Source organism: Peribacillus sp. 05N428 (genome assembly GCF_056397085.1).
In genome coordinates, this window is sequence record NZ_JBFTMS010000042.1 from 18,381 (window position 1) to 38,374 (window position 19,994).

The window sequence follows — 19,994 nt, forward strand, 5'->3', positions numbered from 1 at the left end:
CCATTTGTGACAGGAACTTTTTTCATTTTTCGGGTTCTTCTTTTTTTTCCTCATCCTCTGGCAAAGGTTTGACCGGATCCACTGTATGCTTGTAGCTGTAACCTTTTCCGATTGTTAAGACCGATAGTGCCAATACAATCAGAATCACAATAATGGAGATAACTAAAACCGTAATCATACTTTACAGCTCCTAACGTTCACAATTTAGATTCATTTTAGCATAAGAACCGAGTCAGCTAATGTTTCAATTTTCGAATAGAGGGAATTATAAAGGTATAACCAACTTACGGAGGTAGATATTTATGGCTCAGAAAAAATTAGGAACTTTAGTGAATAAGGAAATTGCAAACTTCAGTGTTCTTTATACGAAAATTCATAATTACCATTGGTTCGTGAATGGACCGCACTTCTTTGAACTGCACCAAAAATTGGAAGAGTTATATAAAGAAGTGACATCCAACTATGACGAATTGGCTGAAAGACTATTGGCCATTGGTGAAAAGCCGGTTGCTACCCTTAAAGAGTACATGGAATTAACGACGATCGAAGAAGCGACAGGTAATGAAAATACAGAAGATATGGTTCAAAGCGTCATCAGTGATTTTGAAAAGCTTTCCGAAGAGTTCCTGGAAATCATCGAAGTTGCCGAACAAGAAGATCCGGTTACGGCCGATATGCTGACAGGCATGAAGAAAAGCTTAAACAAACATGCTTGGATGCTGCGTGCGTATTTAGGACATTAAGATTTAGGAAAAGCCCTGCTTCGGCAGGGCTTTTTTTGGGGTTAAACCTATAAAAAAGGCATCCATCAAAAGAGGGACACCTGACATGGTATGTATTTAATGAATATTCCTAGGCGGAAAATGTGTAGGTTTCGTGTCGCTCATACTATTTTGAGCGAACTTCCCTTTTAACGTTTCAATAATGTAAAGGCCCATTAAATTGGTTAGTTCCTGATCATCCATCTCTTGAAGCAATTCGAAAATTTCCTTGCGGTCAAGCTGTTCCAGAACCGCAAACGTAAGCATATCAATATCTTCTTCATCACCAGTCATCTTATCACGGTACATATTGTATAATTCTTCAATTAACTTCAAAACTTTCACCTCACATTTATTAGAAATCCGTTATCTCTTTATATGTAGGTTATCAAAAAAACCTCTGGGTGCATATAAAAATCTTAAGGGATGCTTGGGCTTATTATATGTTTTACCCTTTGAAAGATACTTTAATCTATTATTTAACATCTTTGTCCTTCTGTAAACAAAATTTTCCATTGTATGAAGTGGGGAAATACGTGAAAAATAAGCGTAGGATATATGGAAAGGGTGGATGAATGTGTCTGAAGACAGGAAAAAATATTACATTTGGCTTCCGAATGGACAGATAACACAAGATAGGGAAAGTTCTCCATGGAACTTCGAAATCGAAGCGACAGATAATGAAATCATCAAATTACGTGAATTATTTGATTACAATTATTCAATAGGGGAAGAAAATTTTTACCGGGCACATGTCCCATACCTTCAATATCATTTTGACCGTGAAAATGATAAGCAGGATATCACCCTTCAAAAAATTTACGAAATGATTTACGCCCTGGGTACTGAAGAAGGAAGACGGCATATAGAAAGCATGGGGATACTACAGGCAAAACCAACAGACGATGGCCTCGAATATTGAGGGTCCATCGTTTTTTTGATGTAATGCAGATTCCCTCTGGATAGTGATTTTTTTTACCCATATAATGAAACAAGGAGCATGGCACCATTTCTTATACGGAGAGAAGGGGAAAAATGAAACGATTTCTTGATAAGAACGGATATAAGGTCGAATTCTCCGAGAATCCTGTCTTTGGAGAGCCTTGGCATGTTTTTGTGCTAAGCCGATATAAGGGCAGGTGGGTATTGACCAAACACAGAGAAAGGGGATTCGAGTTCCCTGGCGGTAAACGGGAAGCAGGGGAATCCATTGAAGAAACGGCCATACGGGAAGTGTATGAAGAAACAGGAGGCTTGGTGGACCAGCTGCAATTTTTGGGACAATATAAAGTGCATGATCCAGTGAAGCCATTCGTTAAATCAATATACTATGCCGAATTGCGTGAAATAGAGAAGAAACAAAATTACCTGGAAACGGAAGGCCCGATCTTTATGGAATCATTGCCGGATGTACTCGGTGAGGAGTTTAGCTTCATCATGAAAGATGAGATTGTACCGCTGAGCATATCGAGACTGGATGATGGCATTTTGCAAAGAAACGAGTGAATGGCAGGAACTCACGAGTAAACCGGTGGAACTCACGAGTAAATGTCCGAAACTCACGAGTAAATAGCCGGAACTCACGAGTAAACCGGCGGAATTCACGAGTAAAGGTCCGATTCACGGGTAAATCATCAAAATTTACGAGTAAACTCACGAGTAAAATGCAGGAACGTAACTACATTCATGTTTTAACTCAGCATGAGTGAAAAACTGCCGAGGGTTATCGGCAGTTTGGTTAGTCTTTGATTAATTTTCGCTCGAGCAGTTCCACTAGTTGATACATGATTGTGGCAAAGACGGCAATGATCATCAAGGCAAGCATTACGAGGGTGAAGTTGAAGACTTGAAAGCCATAAATGATTAGGTAGCCGAGTCCTTTGGCCGAAACAAGGAATTCCCCTACGATGACGCCGACCCAGGAGAGGCCGACATTCACTTTCAATGTCGAGATGATCGTTGGGAAGGATGCGGGTAATATGGCTTCCCGAAAAGCTTGTGTTCTTGTGGCGCCAAAAGTTTGGAGTACTTTCAGGTAGTTCGGGTCCACTTCGCGAAATGCGGTGTAGACGACGATGGTGGTGATGATGATGGAGATGATCGCCCCCATCGAGATGATGGATGGAAATCCAGGGCCGAATGCTACGATGATGATGGGGCCGAGTGCCACTTTCGGCATCGCATTTAAAATGACGAGATAAGGGTCAAGTGTTTTGGATAATCTTGGCGACCACCAAAGCAGGGATGCCAGGATCGTTCCAAGCAGTGTCCCTATGATAAAGCCGAGAACGGTCTCGAATAGCGTCACTCCGGAATGGGATAGCAGGGTTCCATCACCCAATTTCTGTATGAAAAGATGCCACACTTTAGTCGGGGAGCTGAAGATGAGCGGATCGATCAGTTCCTTCCTGGATAAAAATTCCCAACTGCTGAAAAAAACGATGAAAATCAGGATCTGATAAAAGCGAATGAGCCTGTTTTCTTTTTTTAATGAGGTTTTATATTGGTTATGAAGCTGTTCAATATTCAAGGCTCTCAAGCTCCTTCCAGATCGTTTGGAATAGCATCGGATACTGTGGATGGTTGCGTGCATGGAAAGGCGTGAGTTCACGCAATTCATCGGGCACCTTGAAGGTTTTGTGCACGCTTCCCGGGTTCGCGGAAAACAGAAAGATGCGGTCACTCATTGCAATGGCTTCACCGATATCATGGGTGACGAGGACGGCTGTCTTTCCGAAGGATTTCAGGGTTTCAAAAACAAGGTCTTCCAGCTTCAACTTGGTTTGGTAATCAAGAGCTGAAAACGGTTCATCAAGCAAAAGGATTTTTGGATCGACTGCCAGTGTCCGTGCCAGTGCAGCCCTTTGCCTCATTCCTCCCGATAGTTCGCGCGGATATAATTTTCTGGTGTCTCCCAATCCAACGTCACTTAAAAGTTTAAGCGTTTTTATTCTCTCGAGTCCTTCATCTTTTTTAATCAGTTTCAATCCTAATAAGATATTTTCTTCTATCGTCTTCCATGGAAATAGATAATCCTGCTGCAGCATATAGCCGATTGAAAGGTCGCTGTTGGCTTTCAGCGGTTTGTTTTCGAGCAGGATCTTTCCTGAAGTGGGCGGAAAGAGCCCGGCGATGATGGAAAGCAGGGTGGTTTTTCCGCAGCCGCTCGGACCTAGAAAAGAGACGAATTCACCTTTTTCAATGTCGAGGGAAATGTCCGCAAGTGCGGTCGCTGCCGTCTGATTTGAAAAATAAGTATGGTGAATGTCTTGGATTTTTAAAAAGCTCATCGGACATCCTCCTTACCTTTTGCTATGTTATTTTGTGACTTCTTCAGCAAAGTCGGTATTGACCAGCTCTTCATGGCTTATACGTGATGGAAGCTCGCCTGCTTCGTCCATGATGTTTTGCAGATTGTTCCATTCTTCTTCATCAAGAATGGGGTCGGTGGCAAAGGATCCTTGTTCTTTGTAGCGGTTGATAACTGTTTCCATCGTCTCGAGATTGGTATCCTCAAAATACGGCTGAATGACTTCGGCAATTTCGGCAGCATCGTTTTCCTGAACCCAATCTTGTGCTTTCTTCAAGGCCCTCGTGAATTTTTCGACAGTCTCTTTGTCTTCTTTCAAATAGCTTTCTTTAGCCATATAAACTGTATATGGAAGATGACCGGACTCGGTGCCGAAAGAAGCGACGATATAGCCTTTTCCTTCTTTTTCAAACACACTGGCCGTTGGTTCGAACAGTTGAACGAAATCGCCGGTTCCGGAAGCGAAGGCAGTTGCGACATTCGCAAAATCAATGTTCTGGATGAGGTTCAAATCTTTTTTCGGGTCTATGTTATGTTTTTTCAATACGAACTCGCCGGCCATCTGCGGCATCCCGCCTTTGCGCTGGCCTAGGAATGTAGAGTTTTTCAGCATATCCCAATTGAAGTTGTCAATTTTTTCACGTGAAACAAGGAACGTTCCATCCGTCTGTGTTAATTGAGCGAAGTTGATGACCGGTTCTTTTGAACCCTGCGCCTGGACATAAATAGATGTTTCAGAACCAACGAGAGCAATGTCTGCTCCATCCGTAAGGAGAGCGGTCATCGTCTTGTCGCCGCCTGCCGTCGTTTTCAAATCAATGCTGAGGCCCTCATCTTTAAAAAATCCCTTTTCGATCGCTACATATTGCGGTGTATAGAAAAGGGAGCGGGTTACTTCGGCAACCCTGACCTTCGTTGTTTCCTGTTCTTTGTTGCCGCATGCGCCAAGCGGGATCACCAGCACGCACAGAAGTAAAAATACGACACCTGCTTTACACCATTTTTTCAAAATTCCTTCCTCCTTGATATATGGGTATTTTGCCTACATTATCGTATGAACGGAAGAAAAAAATGTGAATGCCTCTCAGGGGATAAAAACAAGCGGATGTTTTACAATAAGAATAAAGAGAAAGGAGAGTGGAAATTGGAGAACGGAACGATTATTTCAAAACAGCGGTTTCCATCACCGCATCCACGAATCCATCTTTATTCAGTTACGTACATATCACAAGGCCTGAAGGTAAAGGGTTTGCTGGCTGAACCGGTTGATGGCGAAATACATGACGCCTTCTTATATTTACGCGGCGGGATTAAAAATGTCGGCAAGGTGAGGCCTGCAAGAATCGTGCAGTATGCTGTAGAAGGTTTCATCGTTTTTGCTCCTTTTTACCGTGGAAATCAAGGCGGGGAGGGGGATGAGGATTTTGGAGGCGAAGATCGATTCGATGCGATATCAGGATTCAATCTTCTTGAACAGCATCCCCGAGTGAACAAGGATCACATTCATATCCTCGGGTTTTCCCGTGGCGGCATCATGGCCCTGTGGACTGGGATATACTGCAGGAATGCAGCGTCGATCGTCACATGGGGAGGTGTGTCGGATATGTTTTTAACATATGTCGAACGGGTCGATATGCGTCGGATGATGAAGCGTGTCATCGGCGGAACACCTAAAAAATGCCCGGATCAATATGAATACCGTACTCCATTGTTTGCGATTGAAGATTTGAATGTACCCGTCCTGATCATACATGGTGAAAAAGATGACAATGTCGCCATAGAACACGCATACCGGCTGGAAAAAAGGTTGAAAATGCATGACAAAGAGGTCGAAAGTTGGTATTTCCCTCAATTCACGCATTACTTCCCGCCTGCCGTGAACAGAAAAGTAGTCGAAGATTTAACATCTTGGATGAAAAGTAAAACCGAATAATGATAGAATGAAGGATATACTAAGTATATTGGCAAGAGGAGGAGATACACATGGGCATGCCTATGGAGCTAAATACCATGATCGTTACAAAAGGGAACGAAACCCGTGAAGAAGAAAACACTTTTCGGCTGGCGAAAGCTGGTTACAGGTTATACCCTATCGATATTCCAATCGATGTCCGCAAAACGATCCAATCTGATTCAAGCGGAACAGCCGTTATCCAAAAAATTGAATGGACCAGTGAAAAGACCATCATTACGTACCAACTGCTATCACTGAATTCAACTAACTAAATAGACAAGCGCTTGCCGGGAATCGCCTTCGCTGCAAGCGCTTTTTTTGTTTTTGCAGAATTCGACAGATACGCGGATAATTCGGCCTGTGTGGAAAAAATTCGACCCAAGCAAAACGGGATTCTATCAGTGTAGAATCCCTGGTGGATATTCAATCTTCGAAATGATTGTTACGAAAAGAGTGGTAAAATGGTGTAAAGTGCATGAGGCGGGGTGGTTTGATGATTTTAGTGAGTTCTTGTTTAGCGGGCCTTGAGGTAAGATACGATGGTACTCACAGCTTGGATGATGGAATTATGGCATTGATGAGGGAGAAAAAGGCTATAGCTGTTTGTCCTGAGTTGCTTGGCGGTTTTTCGACCCCGAGGGAACCTGCTGAGATAGTTGGCGGTGAAGGTGGGGATGTCCTTGATGGAAAAGCGAAGATCATCGAAAAGTCGGGCAGGGATGTAACGGAATTGTACATAAAGGGAGCGAATCTTACGTTATTGAAAGCCCAGGAGGTAGGGGCGACGTTAGTCGTTTTAAAAGAAAACAGTCCATCCTGCGGGAGTGCCACGATTTATAATGGGGAATTCAAGGGGAAGAAGAAGGTCGGGAATGGAGTGACCGCGGCTTTGCTTAGGAGGCATGGGTTCACGGTCATTTCAGAAGAAAGGTTATTCGATTACCTGGGTGAAAAATGAGTAATGGCATTAGATTTTGAAAGAAGGGGAATACATGGAGGATATCAATCTCTATACTTTGCTATTTTTAATACTTGCGGGTTTTATTGCCGCATTCATCGATTCCGTAGTGGGCGGGGGCGGGTTAATTTCCATTCCTGCTTTATTGTTCACGGGAATATCGCCTTCAGCGGCACTTGCCACTAACAAGCTGGCGGGTACCATGGGGTCTTTAACGAGTACGATTTCATTCATTCGGGCTGGAAAAGTGGATTTCAAATTCGTCATCAAGCTGTTTCCGATCACCGTGATTGGAGCGGCGTTAGGAGCATACATTGTACATTTCGTTTCCGCAGAGATATTGAAGCCCCTCATTTTGATCTTGCTGGTCATTGTCGCGTTTTATACATTGGTAAAAAAGGATTGGGGTAAAGACGCAAAGTATAAAGGGCTGACAAGGAAGAAAATGATTCTTTTGATAGTCATAATATTTGCGATTGGTTTTTATGATGGTTTTCTAGGGCCAGGCACAGGTTCCTTTTTATTATTTTCATTTCTGATCATTGGGTTTGATTTTGTCCAGGCTGCCGGGAATGCAAGAATATTGAATTTTGGAAGCAATATTGCCGCACTTATCATTTTTTTATCTATGGGGACCGTCAATTTTGCCTATGGAATCCCGATGGGTCTTGCAATGGTCGCGGGAGCATTGGCAGGAACGAACTTCGCCATAAAGAAAGGTGCTTCCTATGTCCGTATCTTATTCATTTGCGTCACGATTTTATTGATTGGAAAAAATGTCCTTAATTATTTTCATATTTTTTGATGGAGTATTCAGCGAATGAATGCCTATTAAAAATGGCCGGGGATACAAGGCGTATTTTCGGCCACTTTTAAACAAGGTCATTCGCTTCTTCAGGTGTTGGGAAATCAGCTTCCCCGTAGATTTGCAGTTGACCATGAAATACTTCTGCATAAAAGGCCAATGCGTCTATAGCTGTCCATCAAAAATTAAATAGAGGGTAACTTGATTTTTCATACTAATCCTCCTGTTTCGTGTTGACTATCCATTCGACAGAATTAAATTTTCTTATCAAAACAAGCTTCGCAGATGAAACTTCCTTCATTTTTTAAATATGATTTTATTTCAGTCATCCCTTTACCCTTCGGATAACGCATTTTCACAAGAACGAATTCTTCCCCCTTAATTTCTTTACCACATTTAACACAATTGGGATCTTTCCCGAACATTACAACACCTCCAAGGTAATACGATTCACTTCAATGAAACTTTAAATCTCCCCAAACTATCGAAAATGAAAGCAGCCGTTTCATAATCTGGCTGAATAGAAAAAGCCTGCCGCTCTTACGTGACAGGCTTTTCTCTCTATTTTATTTTTTATAATGGAAGGGGTGATTTCACTTCGCAATGCGTTAATAGGATATCGACAATCCGCTTTGAAGCGAATCCATCTCCATATGGGTTGGAAGCTGTCGCCATTTTTTTATAGGTTTCTTCATTTGTAAGTAATTCTGAGGCTAATTGATAAATTCGTTCTTCCTCGATTCCTGCCAATAAAAGGGTACCGGCATCGATTCCTTCCGGACGTTCTGTTGTATCGCGTAACACAAGGACAGGAACGCCAAGTGAGGGAGCTTCTTCTTGCACCCCTCCGGAATCTGTCAATATGAGATGGGCGTGCGCCGCAAAGTTATGAAAATCAAGCACCTCAAGCGGCTCTATTAAGTGAAGCCTTTCCGTTTCACCGAAAATCCGGTAAGCAATTTCACGAACAACCGGGTTTTTATGAAGCGGGAAAACAACTTGGATATCCTTGTAATCTTCAAGCAGCCGTTTGACGGAACGGAATATCTCTTCCATTGGTTTTCCGATATTTTCCCGTCTGTGCGCTGTCATCAATAACATGCGATCTCCATTCAAACCAGATAGAATCGGATGTTCATAGTCTTTACGTACTGTTGTTTTCAAAGCATCGATAGCCGTATTGCCAGTAATATGGATACAATCACTCTTTTTATTCTCCAAAATTAGATTCTCTGCCGCCTGATTTGTAGGGGCAAAGTGCAAATCAGCCATGACGCCTGTCAGCTGCCTATTCATCTCTTCAGGATATGGAGAATACTTATTACCAGTCCGCAGACCAGCTTCAACGTGACTAATCTGTATCTTATTATAGAAAGCTGCCAGGCTGGCGATGAAAGTTGTCGTTGTATCCCCATGTACGAGGACGATATCCGGTTTTATATCTTTCATGAGCGAACTCAATCTTTCAAGCCCTCGAGTTGTAATCTCTTCTAATGTTTGTCTATCCTTCATCATATCCAAATCGTGATCTGGCTTTATTTGAAAACATTGCAAGACTTGGTCGAGCATTTCCCTATGCTGGGCGGTGACCACCACGATGGTCTCTATTTCTTCTGGATGCTTTTTCAGTTCCAAAACGACTGGTGCCATTTTGATAGCCTCTGGTCTTGTACCAAATACGGTCATGACCTTAATACGTTGTTTAGGCATGCTCATTTCCTCCCCTTCTGAATGTCTCCCCCATTATAACGGGAAGTTCATGGGAAATATAAAAACGAAACAATTATTAACAGAATTTTTACAATATTAATAATGACTTTATACTTCTTTAACCTTAAGTTAATATCTGGCATTTACAATATAAAGCAGGAAGTAAGCTAAGCAGAATAGAGGTGATAGGCGAATATGAAAAGCGTCCTGATGATCGTGCAAAACTTTTATCCGGAAATCGGAAGTGCGGGAAATAGAATGAAAAATATATATCTCCATTTGAAAAGAAACGGATTCGAGGTAACGGTCATCACATTGAAGCCGAGTTATCCTAATCAAAGTTTATATCAAGATACAAAGTTTTGGGATGAAGATAGCATTGAAGAAGATGTCATCAGGATTAAGCCGGACAAAGTGAAGAGGTATACAAGCAATATGGGGAAGCGGTTGCTTCATTATCTTGAAGCGATGTGGCTTTTCATCTATACAATCATCCGTCTCGAAAAAAAATATGATTATGTGTTTGCCACGACCCCGCCGATCTTCCCTACATTGGCAGCGTTGATCGCCAAGAAAAAGATGAAGGCGAAACTCATTACCGATGTCAGGGATTTATGGCCGGAATCGTTGATAGGTGTAGGCGTATTTAATAATAAGTGGGTTTTGAAAATCGCCTTCTTCCTGGAAAGGAAGCTATATAGGCATTCAGATTTTATTATCATCAATAGCCCTGGTTTCAGGGATTATATCGTTGCAAAGGGAGTCAAGGAAGAGGCCATCCAATTCATCCCCAATTCGCTTACAGCGGATGAGCTGACGTTAAAGAACTTGCTTACACCCGTATCGGAAAAGGTAATCAAGGTCGTTTATGCGGGGAATATCGGACTGGCCCAGGACTTGAAAAAACTGATAGCCGTCGCTGAAAAGCTAAGGGAACATAAACAAATCGAGTTCTCGATGATTGGATATGGATACCGGATATCCGAAGTGGAGAAGGAGATAAGCTCTAGAGGGCTGACTAATATTAAGATGATTAATGCGATGAATCGAAGAGTTACTCTTCATGAAGTTTCAACGTCTCATATTGCCTATGTGAGCTTGGTTGAAAAAGAAGTCTTCAATAAGGTCCTGCCCGGTAAAATCATCGATTATATGTGTGTCGGAAAACCCATTGTCGGTGATGTGGACGGCAGGGCCAAGAAGATGCTCATGGAGGCGAAATGCGGGTTGGTGGCAGAGAGCAGAAATGTTGATGAAATCTGTCAGCATATATTGACAATGGCCTCAGATCCGGCCCTTCGTGAAGAACTGGGAGAAAACGGTCATCGGTATGCTAAACAACATTTTCAGTGGTCTAAAAATATTAAAGGTCTCATCAACGTGATGGAAGCGTCAGGCTGAAAAATCCGGAAGTGGAGGACAACATGGCGAAGAAAGTATGTATGTTCGTGTGGAATCACTTTACGAACGATGCGAGGGTTCTAAGAGAATGCACAGCACTTACAGAAGCGGGTTATGAAGTCGATTTAATTGCCATTCATAACTGGAAAATCGAAGGTTTGGCCAAAAAGGAGAAACACCAAAATGGTTTCTCGGTCACTAGGGTGAATAACCGCTGGGAAGCGCTTAATAAGATTCTCAGGATCGTAGGCAAATTGAAGAAAAAGAAGTTTGAAATCGTTCTATTTGCCTTATTGATCTGGAATACGTTGTGGAATTTGAACTTGATCAACGGCTGGGTGGGATCGGGAATACTGTTCGGTGCATTTGCACTTCTTGCGCTGGGCACCCTGTTCATCACTAAAACGAAGCTGCCGACACTATTAACGAGGAGCTACATTTTTGGTCAAATGATCTATCATGGCCGGAAAAGGAAATATGATTTCTATCATTCAAATGACTTGAATACGCTCATGCAGGGAGCGATCAGCAGTAAATGGCTGAGAAGGAAAAAGCTGATTTATGACTCGCATGAAGTACAAACGAGCAGAACGGGATATAATAGCCGAATTTACGGGATGATGGAGAAATTCCTATTAATGTTCGTCGATGAAATGATTGCTGAAAACCATACGAGAGCTAAGTATAACGAAGACTTATATGGTCTGTATCCCAAGGTGGTCCATAACTACCCGATTCCAACCAATCCGGAGGAAAGTACGGCCGTGAATTTGCATGAGCTGCTCGATTTGCCAGAGAATGAACCGATATTGTTATACCAAGGCGGCGTTCAAATGGGAAGAGGGTTAGAGCAATTGGTTGATGCTGTACCGATGATCGAGGGCGGAACGGTAGTTTTTATCGGGGATGGAAGGATCAAGGATGAATTAATGAAGAAAGTAAGCGACATGAATCTGGAGCATCGTGTGAAGTTCCTGCCGAAGGTTCCGGTCGACGAGCTGCTCCATTATACAAAAAATGCGTATTTAGGTTTTCAGATATTGAATAATGTCTGCTTTAATCACTACTCCGCTTCTTCAAATAAATTGTTTGAATACATGATGAGCGGTGTGCCAGTGGTTGCCTGCAGCTTTCCTGAAATTCAAAAGGTTGTCGATACGGAAAAAATCGGTGTATGTGTCGATTCGCATGATCCAAAATCAATTGCCGAAGGTGTCAATTACTTATTGAAGCATCCTGAAAAAAGGGCGGAAATGAGCCAAAACTGCCTGAAGGCGCGACAAAAATACAATTGGAAACAAGAGAAGGAAATCTTTATCGAAATCTATCAAACAGCCTAACAAATTTGAGTGCAGCAGAAAAATAGATAGGAGTGGTTTATATGAAACTTTGTACAATCGGACTTGGTTATATCGGACTTCCAACTTCTTTAATGTTTGCGAAATACGGTGTCGATGTTGTCGGCGTGGATATCCATCCTGAAATTATTTCCAATTTGAATAGCGGCAGGCTCCATATCGAAGAACCTGGATTGGATGAGGTATTAGAAGAAGTGATTGCTTCCAATAAGTTCCGAGCTGCGTTAAGCCCGGAACATGCGGATGTTTTCATCATCGCGGTGCCTACTCCAAATAAAAAGGACATGCACCAATCCTGTGATTTAACACATGTCATGGATGCAACCTCAAACATTCTTCCTTTTATCAAAAAAGGGAATGTCATCATTATCGAATCGACGATAGCGCCAAGAAGCATGGATGATCATATTAAACCGATGATCGAGAGGACGGGCCTTACCATCGGAAAAGACATTTTCCTCGTACATTGTCCGGAACGCGTTTTACCTGGAAGGATTCTTGAAGAGTTGGTTCATAATAACCGTATCGTCGGGGGCATCACCGAAACATGCTCATATAAAGGAAGTCTTGTTTACAAAACCTTCGTTCAAGGGGAAATCATTCAGACCGATGCGAAAACGGCAGAAATGTCCAAACTGATGGAAAACACCTTCAGGGATGTCAATATCGCCCTTGCGAATGAGCTGACGAAAATCTGTTTCGAGCTGGACATCAATGTTTTGGATGTCATATCGATGGCAAACAAACACCCTCGTGTCAATATACACCAACCAGGACCAGGAGTTGGCGGCCATTGTTTAGCGGTCGATCCGTATTTCGTCGTTGCAAAGGCACCGGAGTATGCGAGAATCATTAAATTGGCGCGTGATACCAACGTATCGATGCCTTATTACATCGTTAATTCCATAAGGATGATGCTAGAGGGGATCCGGAAGCCAAAAGTAGCTGTTTTCGGTCTAGCATACAAAGGAAATGTAGATGATATTCGTGAAAGTCCCGCCATTGATGTCGTCAATATCTTGATGGGAATGGAAAACATGGATGTAGCCTTGCATGACCCGCATGTCAAATCTGGAAAGATGCCAGTCGTATCAGTGGAAGACGCTGTAAATGATGCCGACTTGATACTTATCCTGACTGACCATGATGAATTTAAACAGATGGATTATGATAAGCTATCGAAACTCATGAGCAATAAATTGATTCTGGATACACGCAATTGCATTGATGCAACTAAAACAGATGTCCCGGTGGCGAACCTGGGCAATATATATCAATACAAAACGGTGTCCATGAAAAAAGACAGGAATAAAGCGATCATCTAAAAATTTGGACAACATGGATAACGGAATAACGATTAAGGGGGCACTGACTATCACAGTGCCCCTTTTCCAATGAAAAAAAGGACCATGCAAGAAAGTGGTCCTTTCAGAACGTGGAAACGATCCAGTTTGTTTCAGTTCCGCTTCCTGTACGTCAAGCATCCTAGCAGAGTCTCGGCCAATTATTCGAGCGCAGCCGTCATATTTCGGGTTATAAGGCAGTATTCGAGCGCAGCCGCCGTATTTCGGGCTGCAAGGCAGTGAATTCGTCAGCAGATGGCATATTTCGAGCTGTATGGCAGTGAATTCGACAGTAGACGTGTATTCGGGTAAGGAGTAATTTCGACCACAGATGGCGTATTTCGAGCTGTATGGCAGTGAATTCGACAGTAGACGTGTATTCCGGGTGCAAGGCAGTAAATTCGAGCGCAGCCGCCATATTTCGGGGTGTATGGCAGTAAGTTCGAGCGAAGATGCCGTATTTCGGGTTACTTGGTACTTTATTCGACAGTAGATGAGGTATTTCCCCTTCCATGGCACTTAATAAAGTAATCCATAATCATGGTTCGGGATGTGACATTTCTTGCCGACAAACTGAAAGGACCAAGCAAGAGCTTGGTCCTTTTGTGTACAATTTATTAAGCTGTCGGGCCGCCAAGTTCTTCGATTTCACTTGGAACGCTTTTGAATTTCTTGAAGTTTGCACGGAATTGTGCGGCAAGGTCTGTTGCTGCTTCTTTATAAGCGGAAGGATCTGCCCAAGTCTTGATTGGTTGAAGCACTTCATCAGGAACACCAGGAACATGAAGCGGGATATCCAAACCGAAGATATCATCTTTGATCGTTTCGATGTTCGCTAATTCACCTTCAAGCGCCGCTTGTACCATTGCACGGGTGTAAGCAAGTTTCATACGGCTTCCAGTTCCGTATGCACCGCCAGTCCATCCTGTGTTGACAAGGTATACTTTTGCATTGTGCTCGTCAATTTTATCACCAAGCATCTCAGCATAGCGTGTAGCTGGAAGCGGTAAGAATGGTGAACCGAAGCAAGTGGAGAATGTAGCCTCCGGAGAAGTTACGCCTCTTTCAGTACCAGCCAATTTACTAGTGTATCCGCTTAGGAAGTGGAACATTGCCTGTTCTTTGGAAAGCTTGCTGATTGGAGGCAGAACGCCTGAAGCATCAGCTGTTAAGAAAATGATTGTATTTGGATGTCCTGCAATACTTGGGTTCACGATGTTATCGATCGCTTGCATTTGGTAAGCAGCACGAGTGTTTTCAGTCAATGAACTGTCATCATAGTTCGCTACACGCGTATCCGGATCAACAACAACATTTTCCAATACAGCACCAAAACGGATTGCGTCGAAAATTTGCGGTTCTTTTTCACGTGAAAGGTTGATCGTTTTCGCATAGCAGCCGCCTTCGATGTTGAATACGCCATTAGAAGACCAGCCGTGCTCGTCATCGCCAATCAATTTACGGCTAGTGTCTGCTGATAAAGTTGTTTTGCCTGTACCGGACAGTCCGAAGAATAAAGCGACGTCCCCTTCACGTCCTACGTTAGCAGAGCAATGCATTGGAAGGATTCCAGCCTCTGGAAGTAAGTAGTTCATGATCGAGAAGATCGATTTTTTCATTTCTCCTGCATATTCCGTTCCGCCGATCAGGATCGTACGGCGTTCAAAAGAAACGATGATGAACGTTTCGGATGTAGTTCCGTCCACTTCTGGGTCCGCTTTGAAGTTAGGTGCAGAAAGGATCGTGAATTCAGCTTCGTGACCTCTCAGTTCCTCTTCGTTTGGACGGATGAACAAAGTATGGGCGAAAAGGTTATGCCAAGCATATTCATTAACAACACGGATGGGAAGACGTGATGATTCGTCTGCACCAGCGAAACCTTTAAAAACAAAAATCTCTTCTTTTGCTTTTAGGTAGTCAACTACTTTATTATATAGTTTATTGAACACATCTTCGGAAATCGGTCGGTTCACGGGACCCCAATCGATTTTATCTTTAACTGATGCTTCTTCCACGATATATTTATCTTTAGGTGAACGACCGGTATATTTGCCAGTTTCAGCTTTTACCGCGCCGGTTGATGTTAAAACGCCTTCATTTCTGCTAAGTACTTTTTCGACCAATTGAGGAACTGATAGTTGAGTTTGCACATTGTTTCCTGTTAATAATTGGTGTAACTCATTAGAAACATCTACAGAATTCATATATGAGGTACCTTCCTTTGTTTGAGTTTTTAGATTACAATTAGTATAACACATTCATTTAATTAGTCTATACTATTTCTTTTAATTTGTGATTATTTTCAGCTAGCCGCATTAATCATTTTAATCCGGCAGGAACCGATTCAGGATAATCGCATATACTTTCATGAAGAAAATTTTATTTAAATAGGAAGTTAGTAAGCAATATATGTCTAATGGGAAAGTCAGGATGTCGTTCCTTTTCGATGTTCAATACTTTATTATTAATGGCAATTTACAACATTTCTATTCGTATTTTGTGTTGTAAACCCCTCTAGGACGTTGTATCAACATGTTTTTTCAAATGAACGCCATTCTGGGTGGAAATGTTCTTTTTAGAAAAGCATTGACAAATTCCAGCCAGATACGATAATATCTTAAATTGTACGGATTCTCTTATCCCGAGTTGGTGGAGGGACAGGCCCTTTGAAACCCAGCAACCTGCCATATTGAACTTGACTCCAAGATCGATCGCCGAAAATAAAGCGAAGGTCTTCAAGGAATAGTGGTGATGGTGCTAACCTGAGCAAGGTAAAAAACCCTTGAACGATAAGAGTGAAAGGATAGAAGACAGAGTTTTAAACCTTTCCTCATTTGCCAGGGAAGGTTTTTGTGTTTTTTATAAGTAATTCTGTGTCTATAGTTGAAACTAATGAGGGAAACGAGTTCCGTAAAAATCAGGCTTATGCCTACAACATACTAACTTCCAAGGAGGAAATATGATGTCAAAGAAACGTCTATTTACTTCTGAATCTGTTACAGAGGGCCATCCGGACAAAATTTGTGATCAGATTTCAGATTCCATTTTAGATGCTATCCTAGCTAAGGATGCAAATGCACGTGTTGCGTGTGAAACTAGTGTAACTACAGGTCTTGTACTTGTTGCTGGTGAAATTACAACGTCCGCTTACGTGGATATCCCGCGTATCGTTCGTGATACGGTTAAAGGAATTGGCTACACACGTGCGAAATACGGTTTCGATGCTGAAACTTGTGCCGTTTTGAGTTCCATTGATGAGCAGTCTGCCGATATCGCAGCTGGTGTCGATAAAGCATTGGAAGCTCGTGAAGGAAACATGTCAGATGAAGAAATCGATGCAATCGGTGCAGGGGACCAAGGTCTTATGTTCGGATTCGCTTGTAATGAAACAGAAGAGCTTATGCCGCTTCCGATTTCATTGGCGCATAAACTTTCATTCCGCTTGACTCAAGTTCGTAAAGATGAAACTCTTGCTTACCTACGCCCTGATGGTAAAACACAGGTAACCGTGGAATATGATGAGAATAACCGTCCTGTACGTGTAGATACAATCGTCATCTCTACACAGCATGATGCAGAAATTACGCTTGAACAAATTCAAGCCGATCTAAAAGAACATGTGATCAAAGCTGTCGTTCCAGCCGAGTTGATCGATGCAGATACTAAGTACTTCATCAACCCGACTGGCCGTTTCGTAATCGGCGGACCTCAAGGGGATGCTGGTCTTACTGGACGTAAAATCATCGTTGATACTTATGGCGGATACGCTCGTCACGGCGGCGGTGCATTCTCTGGTAAGGATGCAACTAAAGTTGACCGTTCTGCTGCATACGCTGCACGTTACGTTGCGAAAAACATCGTGGCAGCCGGCCTTGCCGACAAAGCGGAAGTTCAATTGGCATACGCAATTGGTGTGGCAGAGCCTGTATCGATCTCTATTGATACGTTCGGAACTGGTACAGTTAGCGAAGAAGTCCTTGTTGACCTAGTTCGCGCAAACTTCGACCTTCGTCCAGCTGGAATCATCAAAATGCTTGACCTTCGTCGCCCAATCTACAAACAAACAGCTGCATACGGACACTTCGGCCGTACAGATGTCGATCTTCCATGGGAACGCACGGACAAAGCAGAAACATTAAAAGCACAAGCGTAATTCATATAAAAAAAGGTGTCCCGCTATTAGCGGGGCACCTTTTTTATGGATTAACTTAGCCGTCTGCGGGAATAATTCAAGAAATCCCAAAGAAATTCAACTTTAAGGGCCATACTCGTGAGTTAGAGCGATTTACTCGTGAGTTTTGAGCAAATACTCGTGAGTTTGGAGCAAATACTCGTGAGTTTCAGCAATTTACTCGTGAATTTGGAGCAAATACTCGTGAGTTTCAGCAATTTACTCGTGAATTTGGAGCAAATACTCGTGAGTTTCAGCAATTTACTCGTGAATTTGGAGCAATACTGGTGAGTTTCAGCATTTACTCGTGAGTTTGGAGCAAATACTCGTGAGTTTCAGCAATTTACTCGTGAATTTGGAGCAATACTCGTGAATTTCAGCGATTTACTCGTGAGTTTGGAGCAAATACTCGTAAGTTAGGAGCAAATACTCGTGAATTTCAGCGATATACTCGTGAGTTGCGTTCAAATACTCGTAATTTTCAGTCAAGTGCTCGTGCATTACTTTATTCGTTCCGCCGTTTTATAGTATTGGCCTTTTTCGGCGTATTCGCGTACGATGCGTTCCATATCCTGACGATCTTCTTCGTTGATTTCGCGGATGACTTTAGCTGGACGTCCGAATGCCAACATGTTCGGTGGAATGACTTTGCCTTGGGGAACGAGACTGCCGGCACCGATGAAAGCCCCTTCGCCGATTTCGGCTTCATCAAGTACAATCGATCCCATGCCGATTAAAGCTCCTTTGCGGATTTTACAGCTATGTAATATGACCTGATGGCCAATGGTTACTTCATCCTCGATGATCAATGGATTATTTGGGCTTTGGTGCAGGATGCTGTTATCCTGTATACTGACTTTTTTTCCGATGATGGTTGGGGATACATCACCGCGAATGACGGAATTGAACCAGATTGATGTTTCGTCACCAATTTTGACATCACCTGTGACGACAGCATTTTCAGCAATATAAGCGCTTTCAGCAATTTCAGGTTCTTTGCCTTTATACGGATAAATAATCATTTTCAATCATTTCCTTTCCGAAGTGAATGTTTTTATGTATTATTTTAATATACCGTATGCAAATACACTTGGCTATTTATAATAGCAATGTACAACTTGTTAGATTTCTTTTTTGTCGAAAATCACGAATATGGTTATAATTTATATATATTATTTCAACTATCATGGATCGTACACAACAAGTGAAAAGTGAAAGGGGGATTTCGAATGTGGAAATGGGAGACAGAAGGAGACGCAAAGGGCGTCATTGTCATCATTCATGGGGCAATGGAACATCACGGACGTTATAAGTGGGTAACACAAATGTGGCTTTCAGCTGGATACCATGTCGTCATGGGCGACCTTCCTGGGCAGGGTATGACTACTCGCGCCTACCGGGGACATATCGATTCCTTTGATGAGTATTTGGACGAAGTGAAAAGCTGGATAGAAGAGGCTTATGAATATTCGTTGCCGGTCTTTTTACTTGGACACAGCATGGGCGGTTTGATTTCGATACGCCTTCTTCAGGAAGAGGAATGGGACATTGCAGGAGTGATTCTTTCTTCTCCTTGCTTGGGCCTCGTGACGAAGCCGCGGAAGTTCCTTACAATGCTCTCGCATGGTTTGAACATCGTTATGCCTCAGTTCAGGGTGGATTCCGGATTGACACCTGAAATGGCGACGAGAAGTGCGGAAATTCGTGAATCCGATAGAAACGATACATTATATATCACAAAGGTTTCGGTTCGCTGGTATCGCGAGCTTGCACAGGCTATGAAGGATGCTTTTGAAGAGATTCCTGAATTTCAGGATGTGCCGCTTTTGGTGATGCAGGGCGGAGATGACCGAATCGTGAACAAGAAGGCGGTTCGTGAGTGGTTCAATTATAATTTGGCCAGTGAAAAGCAATATAAGGAATGGCCGAAGCTTTATCATGAAATCTTCAATGAACCGGAGCGTGATGATGTATTTCAATATGCGCTGAGTTTTGTTGAAAACCGTTTAAAGATATTAGGGTATGTCGTTTGATCCGTACATACTTCAGGATAAATGAAAAACTGCCGAAGTTTGTGATCTGACCCAATAAAGTTAGACATATAATTTAAGCAGCTTCTAAGACCTGAGTTCGGTATTCTATCGGACTCAGGTCTTTTAATTTTACCTTCATTCGTTTGTGGTTATAGTAATGAATATAATCATCTAATTCCTTTTCAAAGTG

At 42.5% G+C, this 19,994-nt stretch carries 22 protein-coding genes and 1 riboswitch; of the genes, 12 read left to right on the top strand and 10 right to left on the bottom strand.

The genetic code is table 11. The features are described 5' to 3' along the window. Nucleotides 1-22: 22 nt before the first annotated feature. Nucleotides 23-178: a YtzI protein gene (ytzI, locus tag AC1DIV_RS24825; RefSeq protein ID WP_098936423.1), complete on the bottom strand. Its 156-nt coding sequence runs from the start codon at nucleotides 176-178 to the stop codon at nucleotides 23-25. A 124-nt stretch (nucleotides 179-302) separates the two neighbouring features. On the opposite strand from ytzI, the gene AC1DIV_RS24830 reads away from it, so the two are divergent. Continuing rightward, complete coding sequence (locus AC1DIV_RS24830) at nucleotides 303-743, top strand: Dps family protein (protein WP_048686502.1); 441 nt, start codon at nucleotides 303-305, stop codon at nucleotides 741-743. Nucleotides 744-839: 96 nt separating this feature from the next. Here the strand turns inward: AC1DIV_RS24830 and AC1DIV_RS24835 are convergent, their stop codons facing one another. Then, nucleotides 840-1,106: a DUF6154 family protein gene (locus AC1DIV_RS24835; protein ID WP_370020242.1), complete on the bottom strand. Its 267-nt coding sequence runs from the start codon at nucleotides 1,104-1,106 to the stop codon at nucleotides 840-842. Nucleotides 1,107-1,332: 226 nt separating this feature from the next. Between AC1DIV_RS24835 and AC1DIV_RS24840 the strand changes: the two genes are divergently transcribed. Next, the gene (locus tag AC1DIV_RS24840; RefSeq protein WP_048686500.1) at nucleotides 1,333-1,683 is read left to right on the top strand and encodes a hypothetical protein; all 351 of its coding nucleotides are present in this window, start codon (nucleotides 1,333-1,335) and stop codon (nucleotides 1,681-1,683) included. A gap of 113 nt (nucleotides 1,684-1,796) precedes the next feature. Beyond that, nucleotides 1,797-2,267, top strand: coding sequence for an RNA deprotection pyrophosphohydrolase (gene ytkD / locus AC1DIV_RS24845; RefSeq protein ID WP_340877872.1), 471 nt, complete (start codon nucleotides 1,797-1,799; stop codon nucleotides 2,265-2,267). A 232-nt stretch (nucleotides 2,268-2,499) separates the two neighbouring features. Here ytkD and AC1DIV_RS24850 read toward each other — a convergent pair whose 3' ends face one another. From AC1DIV_RS24850 to AC1DIV_RS24860, 3 genes are read right to left on the bottom strand one after another with little or no spacing between them, the layout of a single operon-like run. Further along, a complete protein-coding gene (locus tag AC1DIV_RS24850; protein WP_222620005.1) occupies nucleotides 2,500-3,291 on the bottom strand; it encodes an ABC transporter permease in 792 nt (263 codons plus the stop codon). Then, complete coding sequence (locus tag AC1DIV_RS24855) at nucleotides 3,281-4,051, bottom strand: ABC transporter ATP-binding protein (protein WP_340877871.1); 771 nt, start codon at nucleotides 4,049-4,051, stop codon at nucleotides 3,281-3,283. Before AC1DIV_RS24855 ends, AC1DIV_RS24850 begins: the two co-directional genes overlap by 11 nt. 27 nt (nucleotides 4,052-4,078) lie before the next feature. Further along, on the bottom strand, nucleotides 4,079-5,080 hold the full coding sequence (locus AC1DIV_RS24860) for an ABC transporter substrate-binding protein (protein ID WP_095679328.1): 1,002 nt from the start codon (nucleotides 5,078-5,080) through the stop codon (nucleotides 4,079-4,081). A 135-nt stretch (nucleotides 5,081-5,215) separates the two neighbouring features. Between AC1DIV_RS24860 and AC1DIV_RS24865 the strand changes: the two genes are divergently transcribed. From AC1DIV_RS24865 to AC1DIV_RS24880, 4 genes are all read left to right on the top strand, one after another. Then, entirely contained in the window at nucleotides 5,216-6,004 is a 789-nt protein-coding gene (locus tag AC1DIV_RS24865; protein WP_252267928.1) for an alpha/beta hydrolase family protein, read from the top strand. A 50-nt stretch (nucleotides 6,005-6,054) separates the two neighbouring features. After that, nucleotides 6,055-6,297: a DUF2584 domain-containing protein gene (locus tag AC1DIV_RS24870; RefSeq protein WP_048686484.1), complete on the top strand. Its 243-nt coding sequence runs from the start codon at nucleotides 6,055-6,057 to the stop codon at nucleotides 6,295-6,297. Between the two features lie 221 nt (nucleotides 6,298-6,518). Continuing rightward, on the top strand, nucleotides 6,519-6,983 hold the full coding sequence (locus AC1DIV_RS24875) for a 2-thiouracil desulfurase family protein (protein ID WP_477577642.1): 465 nt from the start codon (nucleotides 6,519-6,521) through the stop codon (nucleotides 6,981-6,983). Nucleotides 6,984-7,017: 34 nt separating this feature from the next. Then, nucleotides 7,018-7,788 (top strand): sulfite exporter TauE/SafE family protein, encoded by a 771-nt coding sequence (locus AC1DIV_RS24880; RefSeq protein WP_477577634.1) that lies wholly within the window; start codon nucleotides 7,018-7,020, stop codon nucleotides 7,786-7,788. 254 nt (nucleotides 7,789-8,042) lie between these two features. Here AC1DIV_RS24880 and AC1DIV_RS24885 read toward each other — a convergent pair whose 3' ends face one another. Both AC1DIV_RS24885 and wecB read right to left on the bottom strand, forming a co-directional pair. After that, a complete protein-coding gene (locus AC1DIV_RS24885) occupies nucleotides 8,043-8,213 on the bottom strand; it encodes a Fe3+ hydroxamate ABC transporter substrate-binding protein (RefSeq protein WP_340877868.1) in 171 nt (56 codons plus the stop codon). Nucleotides 8,214-8,361: 148 nt separating this feature from the next. Then, nucleotides 8,362-9,498 carry a non-hydrolyzing UDP-N-acetylglucosamine 2-epimerase gene (gene wecB, locus AC1DIV_RS24890; protein ID WP_477577636.1) on the bottom strand — a complete coding sequence of 379 codons (1,137 nt, stop codon included), beginning with the start codon at nucleotides 9,496-9,498 and terminating at the stop codon, nucleotides 8,362-8,364. Between the two features lie 195 nt (nucleotides 9,499-9,693). Between wecB and AC1DIV_RS24895 the strand changes: the two genes are divergently transcribed. Genes AC1DIV_RS24895 through AC1DIV_RS24905 form a run of 3 tightly spaced genes read left to right on the top strand, consistent with a single transcriptional unit; the run spans nucleotide 9,694 to nucleotide 13,582 of the window. Then, nucleotides 9,694-10,899: a glycosyltransferase family 4 protein gene (locus tag AC1DIV_RS24895; RefSeq protein ID WP_347343047.1), complete on the top strand. Its 1,206-nt coding sequence runs from the start codon at nucleotides 9,694-9,696 to the stop codon at nucleotides 10,897-10,899. Nucleotides 10,900-10,922: 23 nt separating this feature from the next. Next, nucleotides 10,923-12,239 carry a glycosyltransferase gene (locus tag AC1DIV_RS24900; RefSeq protein WP_063595929.1) on the top strand — a complete coding sequence of 439 codons (1,317 nt, stop codon included), beginning with the start codon at nucleotides 10,923-10,925 and terminating at the stop codon, nucleotides 12,237-12,239. Between the two features lie 41 nt (nucleotides 12,240-12,280). Further along, entirely contained in the window at nucleotides 12,281-13,582 is a 1,302-nt protein-coding gene (locus tag AC1DIV_RS24905; protein ID WP_477577638.1) for a nucleotide sugar dehydrogenase, read from the top strand. Nucleotides 13,583-14,217: 635 nt separating this feature from the next. Here AC1DIV_RS24905 and pckA read toward each other — a convergent pair. Further along, the gene (gene pckA, locus AC1DIV_RS24910) at nucleotides 14,218-15,804 is read right to left on the bottom strand and encodes a phosphoenolpyruvate carboxykinase (ATP) (protein ID WP_340877865.1); all 1,587 of its coding nucleotides are present in this window, start codon (nucleotides 15,802-15,804) and stop codon (nucleotides 14,218-14,220) included. Between the two features lie 429 nt (nucleotides 15,805-16,233). Continuing rightward, a riboswitch (SAM riboswitch) is annotated at nucleotides 16,234-16,396 on the top strand. Between the two features lie 163 nt (nucleotides 16,397-16,559). Here pckA and metK point away from each other — a divergent pair. Further along, on the top strand, nucleotides 16,560-17,753 hold the full coding sequence (metK, locus tag AC1DIV_RS24915) for a methionine adenosyltransferase (protein WP_048686467.1): 1,194 nt from the start codon (nucleotides 16,560-16,562) through the stop codon (nucleotides 17,751-17,753). A 518-nt stretch (nucleotides 17,754-18,271) separates the two neighbouring features. Here metK and AC1DIV_RS24920 read toward each other — a convergent pair. Beyond that, the gene (locus AC1DIV_RS24920) at nucleotides 18,272-18,790 is read right to left on the bottom strand and encodes a gamma carbonic anhydrase (protein ID WP_053537396.1); all 519 of its coding nucleotides are present in this window, start codon (nucleotides 18,788-18,790) and stop codon (nucleotides 18,272-18,274) included. Between the two features lie 210 nt (nucleotides 18,791-19,000). On the opposite strand from AC1DIV_RS24920, the gene AC1DIV_RS24925 reads away from it, so the two are divergent. Next, nucleotides 19,001-19,804: an alpha/beta hydrolase gene (locus tag AC1DIV_RS24925; protein ID WP_034310569.1), complete on the top strand. Its 804-nt coding sequence runs from the start codon at nucleotides 19,001-19,003 to the stop codon at nucleotides 19,802-19,804. Between the two features lie 73 nt (nucleotides 19,805-19,877). On the opposite strand, the gene AC1DIV_RS24930 is transcribed toward AC1DIV_RS24925, so the two are convergent. Further along, nucleotides 19,878-19,994 (bottom strand): IS3 family transposase (locus tag AC1DIV_RS24930; protein WP_477577101.1); only part of this gene is annotated, 117 nt, incomplete at its 5' end.

Bases quoted from the DNA above. Each gene is read 5' to 3' on its own strand.
- ytzI (WP_098936423.1), bottom strand. From the start codon at position 178: ATGATTACGGTTTTAGTTATCTCCATTATTGTGATTCTGATTGTATTG.
- AC1DIV_RS24830 (WP_048686502.1), top strand. From the start codon at position 303: ATGGCTCAGAAAAAATTAGGAACTTTAGTGAATAAGGAAATTGCAAAC.
- AC1DIV_RS24840 (WP_048686500.1), top strand. From the start codon at position 1,333: ATGAATGTGTCTGAAGACAGGAAAAAATATTACATTTGGCTTCCGAAT.
- ytkD (WP_340877872.1), top strand. From the start codon at position 1,797: ATGAAACGATTTCTTGATAAGAACGGATATAAGGTCGAATTCTCCGAG.
- AC1DIV_RS24855 (WP_340877871.1), bottom strand. From the start codon at position 4,051: ATGAGCTTTTTAAAAATCCAAGACATTCACCATACTTATTTTTCAAAT.
- AC1DIV_RS24870 (WP_048686484.1), top strand. From the start codon at position 6,055: ATGGGCATGCCTATGGAGCTAAATACCATGATCGTTACAAAAGGGAAC.
- AC1DIV_RS24875 (WP_477577642.1), top strand. From the start codon at position 6,519: ATGATTTTAGTGAGTTCTTGTTTAGCGGGCCTTGAGGTAAGATACGAT.
- AC1DIV_RS24880 (WP_477577634.1), top strand. From the start codon at position 7,018: ATGGAGGATATCAATCTCTATACTTTGCTATTTTTAATACTTGCGGGT.
- AC1DIV_RS24885 (WP_340877868.1), bottom strand. From the start codon at position 8,213: ATGTTCGGGAAAGATCCCAATTGTGTTAAATGTGGTAAAGAAATTAAG.
- wecB (WP_477577636.1), bottom strand. From the start codon at position 9,498: ATGCCTAAACAACGTATTAAGGTCATGACCGTATTTGGTACAAGACCA.
- AC1DIV_RS24895 (WP_347343047.1), top strand. From the start codon at position 9,694: ATGAAAAGCGTCCTGATGATCGTGCAAAACTTTTATCCGGAAATCGGA.
- AC1DIV_RS24900 (WP_063595929.1), top strand. From the start codon at position 10,923: ATGGCGAAGAAAGTATGTATGTTCGTGTGGAATCACTTTACGAACGAT.
- AC1DIV_RS24905 (WP_477577638.1), top strand. From the start codon at position 12,281: ATGAAACTTTGTACAATCGGACTTGGTTATATCGGACTTCCAACTTCT.
- pckA (WP_340877865.1), bottom strand. From the start codon at position 15,804: ATGAATTCTGTAGATGTTTCTAATGAGTTACACCAATTATTAACAGGA.
- metK (WP_048686467.1), top strand. From the start codon at position 16,560: ATGATGTCAAAGAAACGTCTATTTACTTCTGAATCTGTTACAGAGGGC.
- AC1DIV_RS24925 (WP_034310569.1), top strand. From the start codon at position 19,001: ATGTGGAAATGGGAGACAGAAGGAGACGCAAAGGGCGTCATTGTCATC.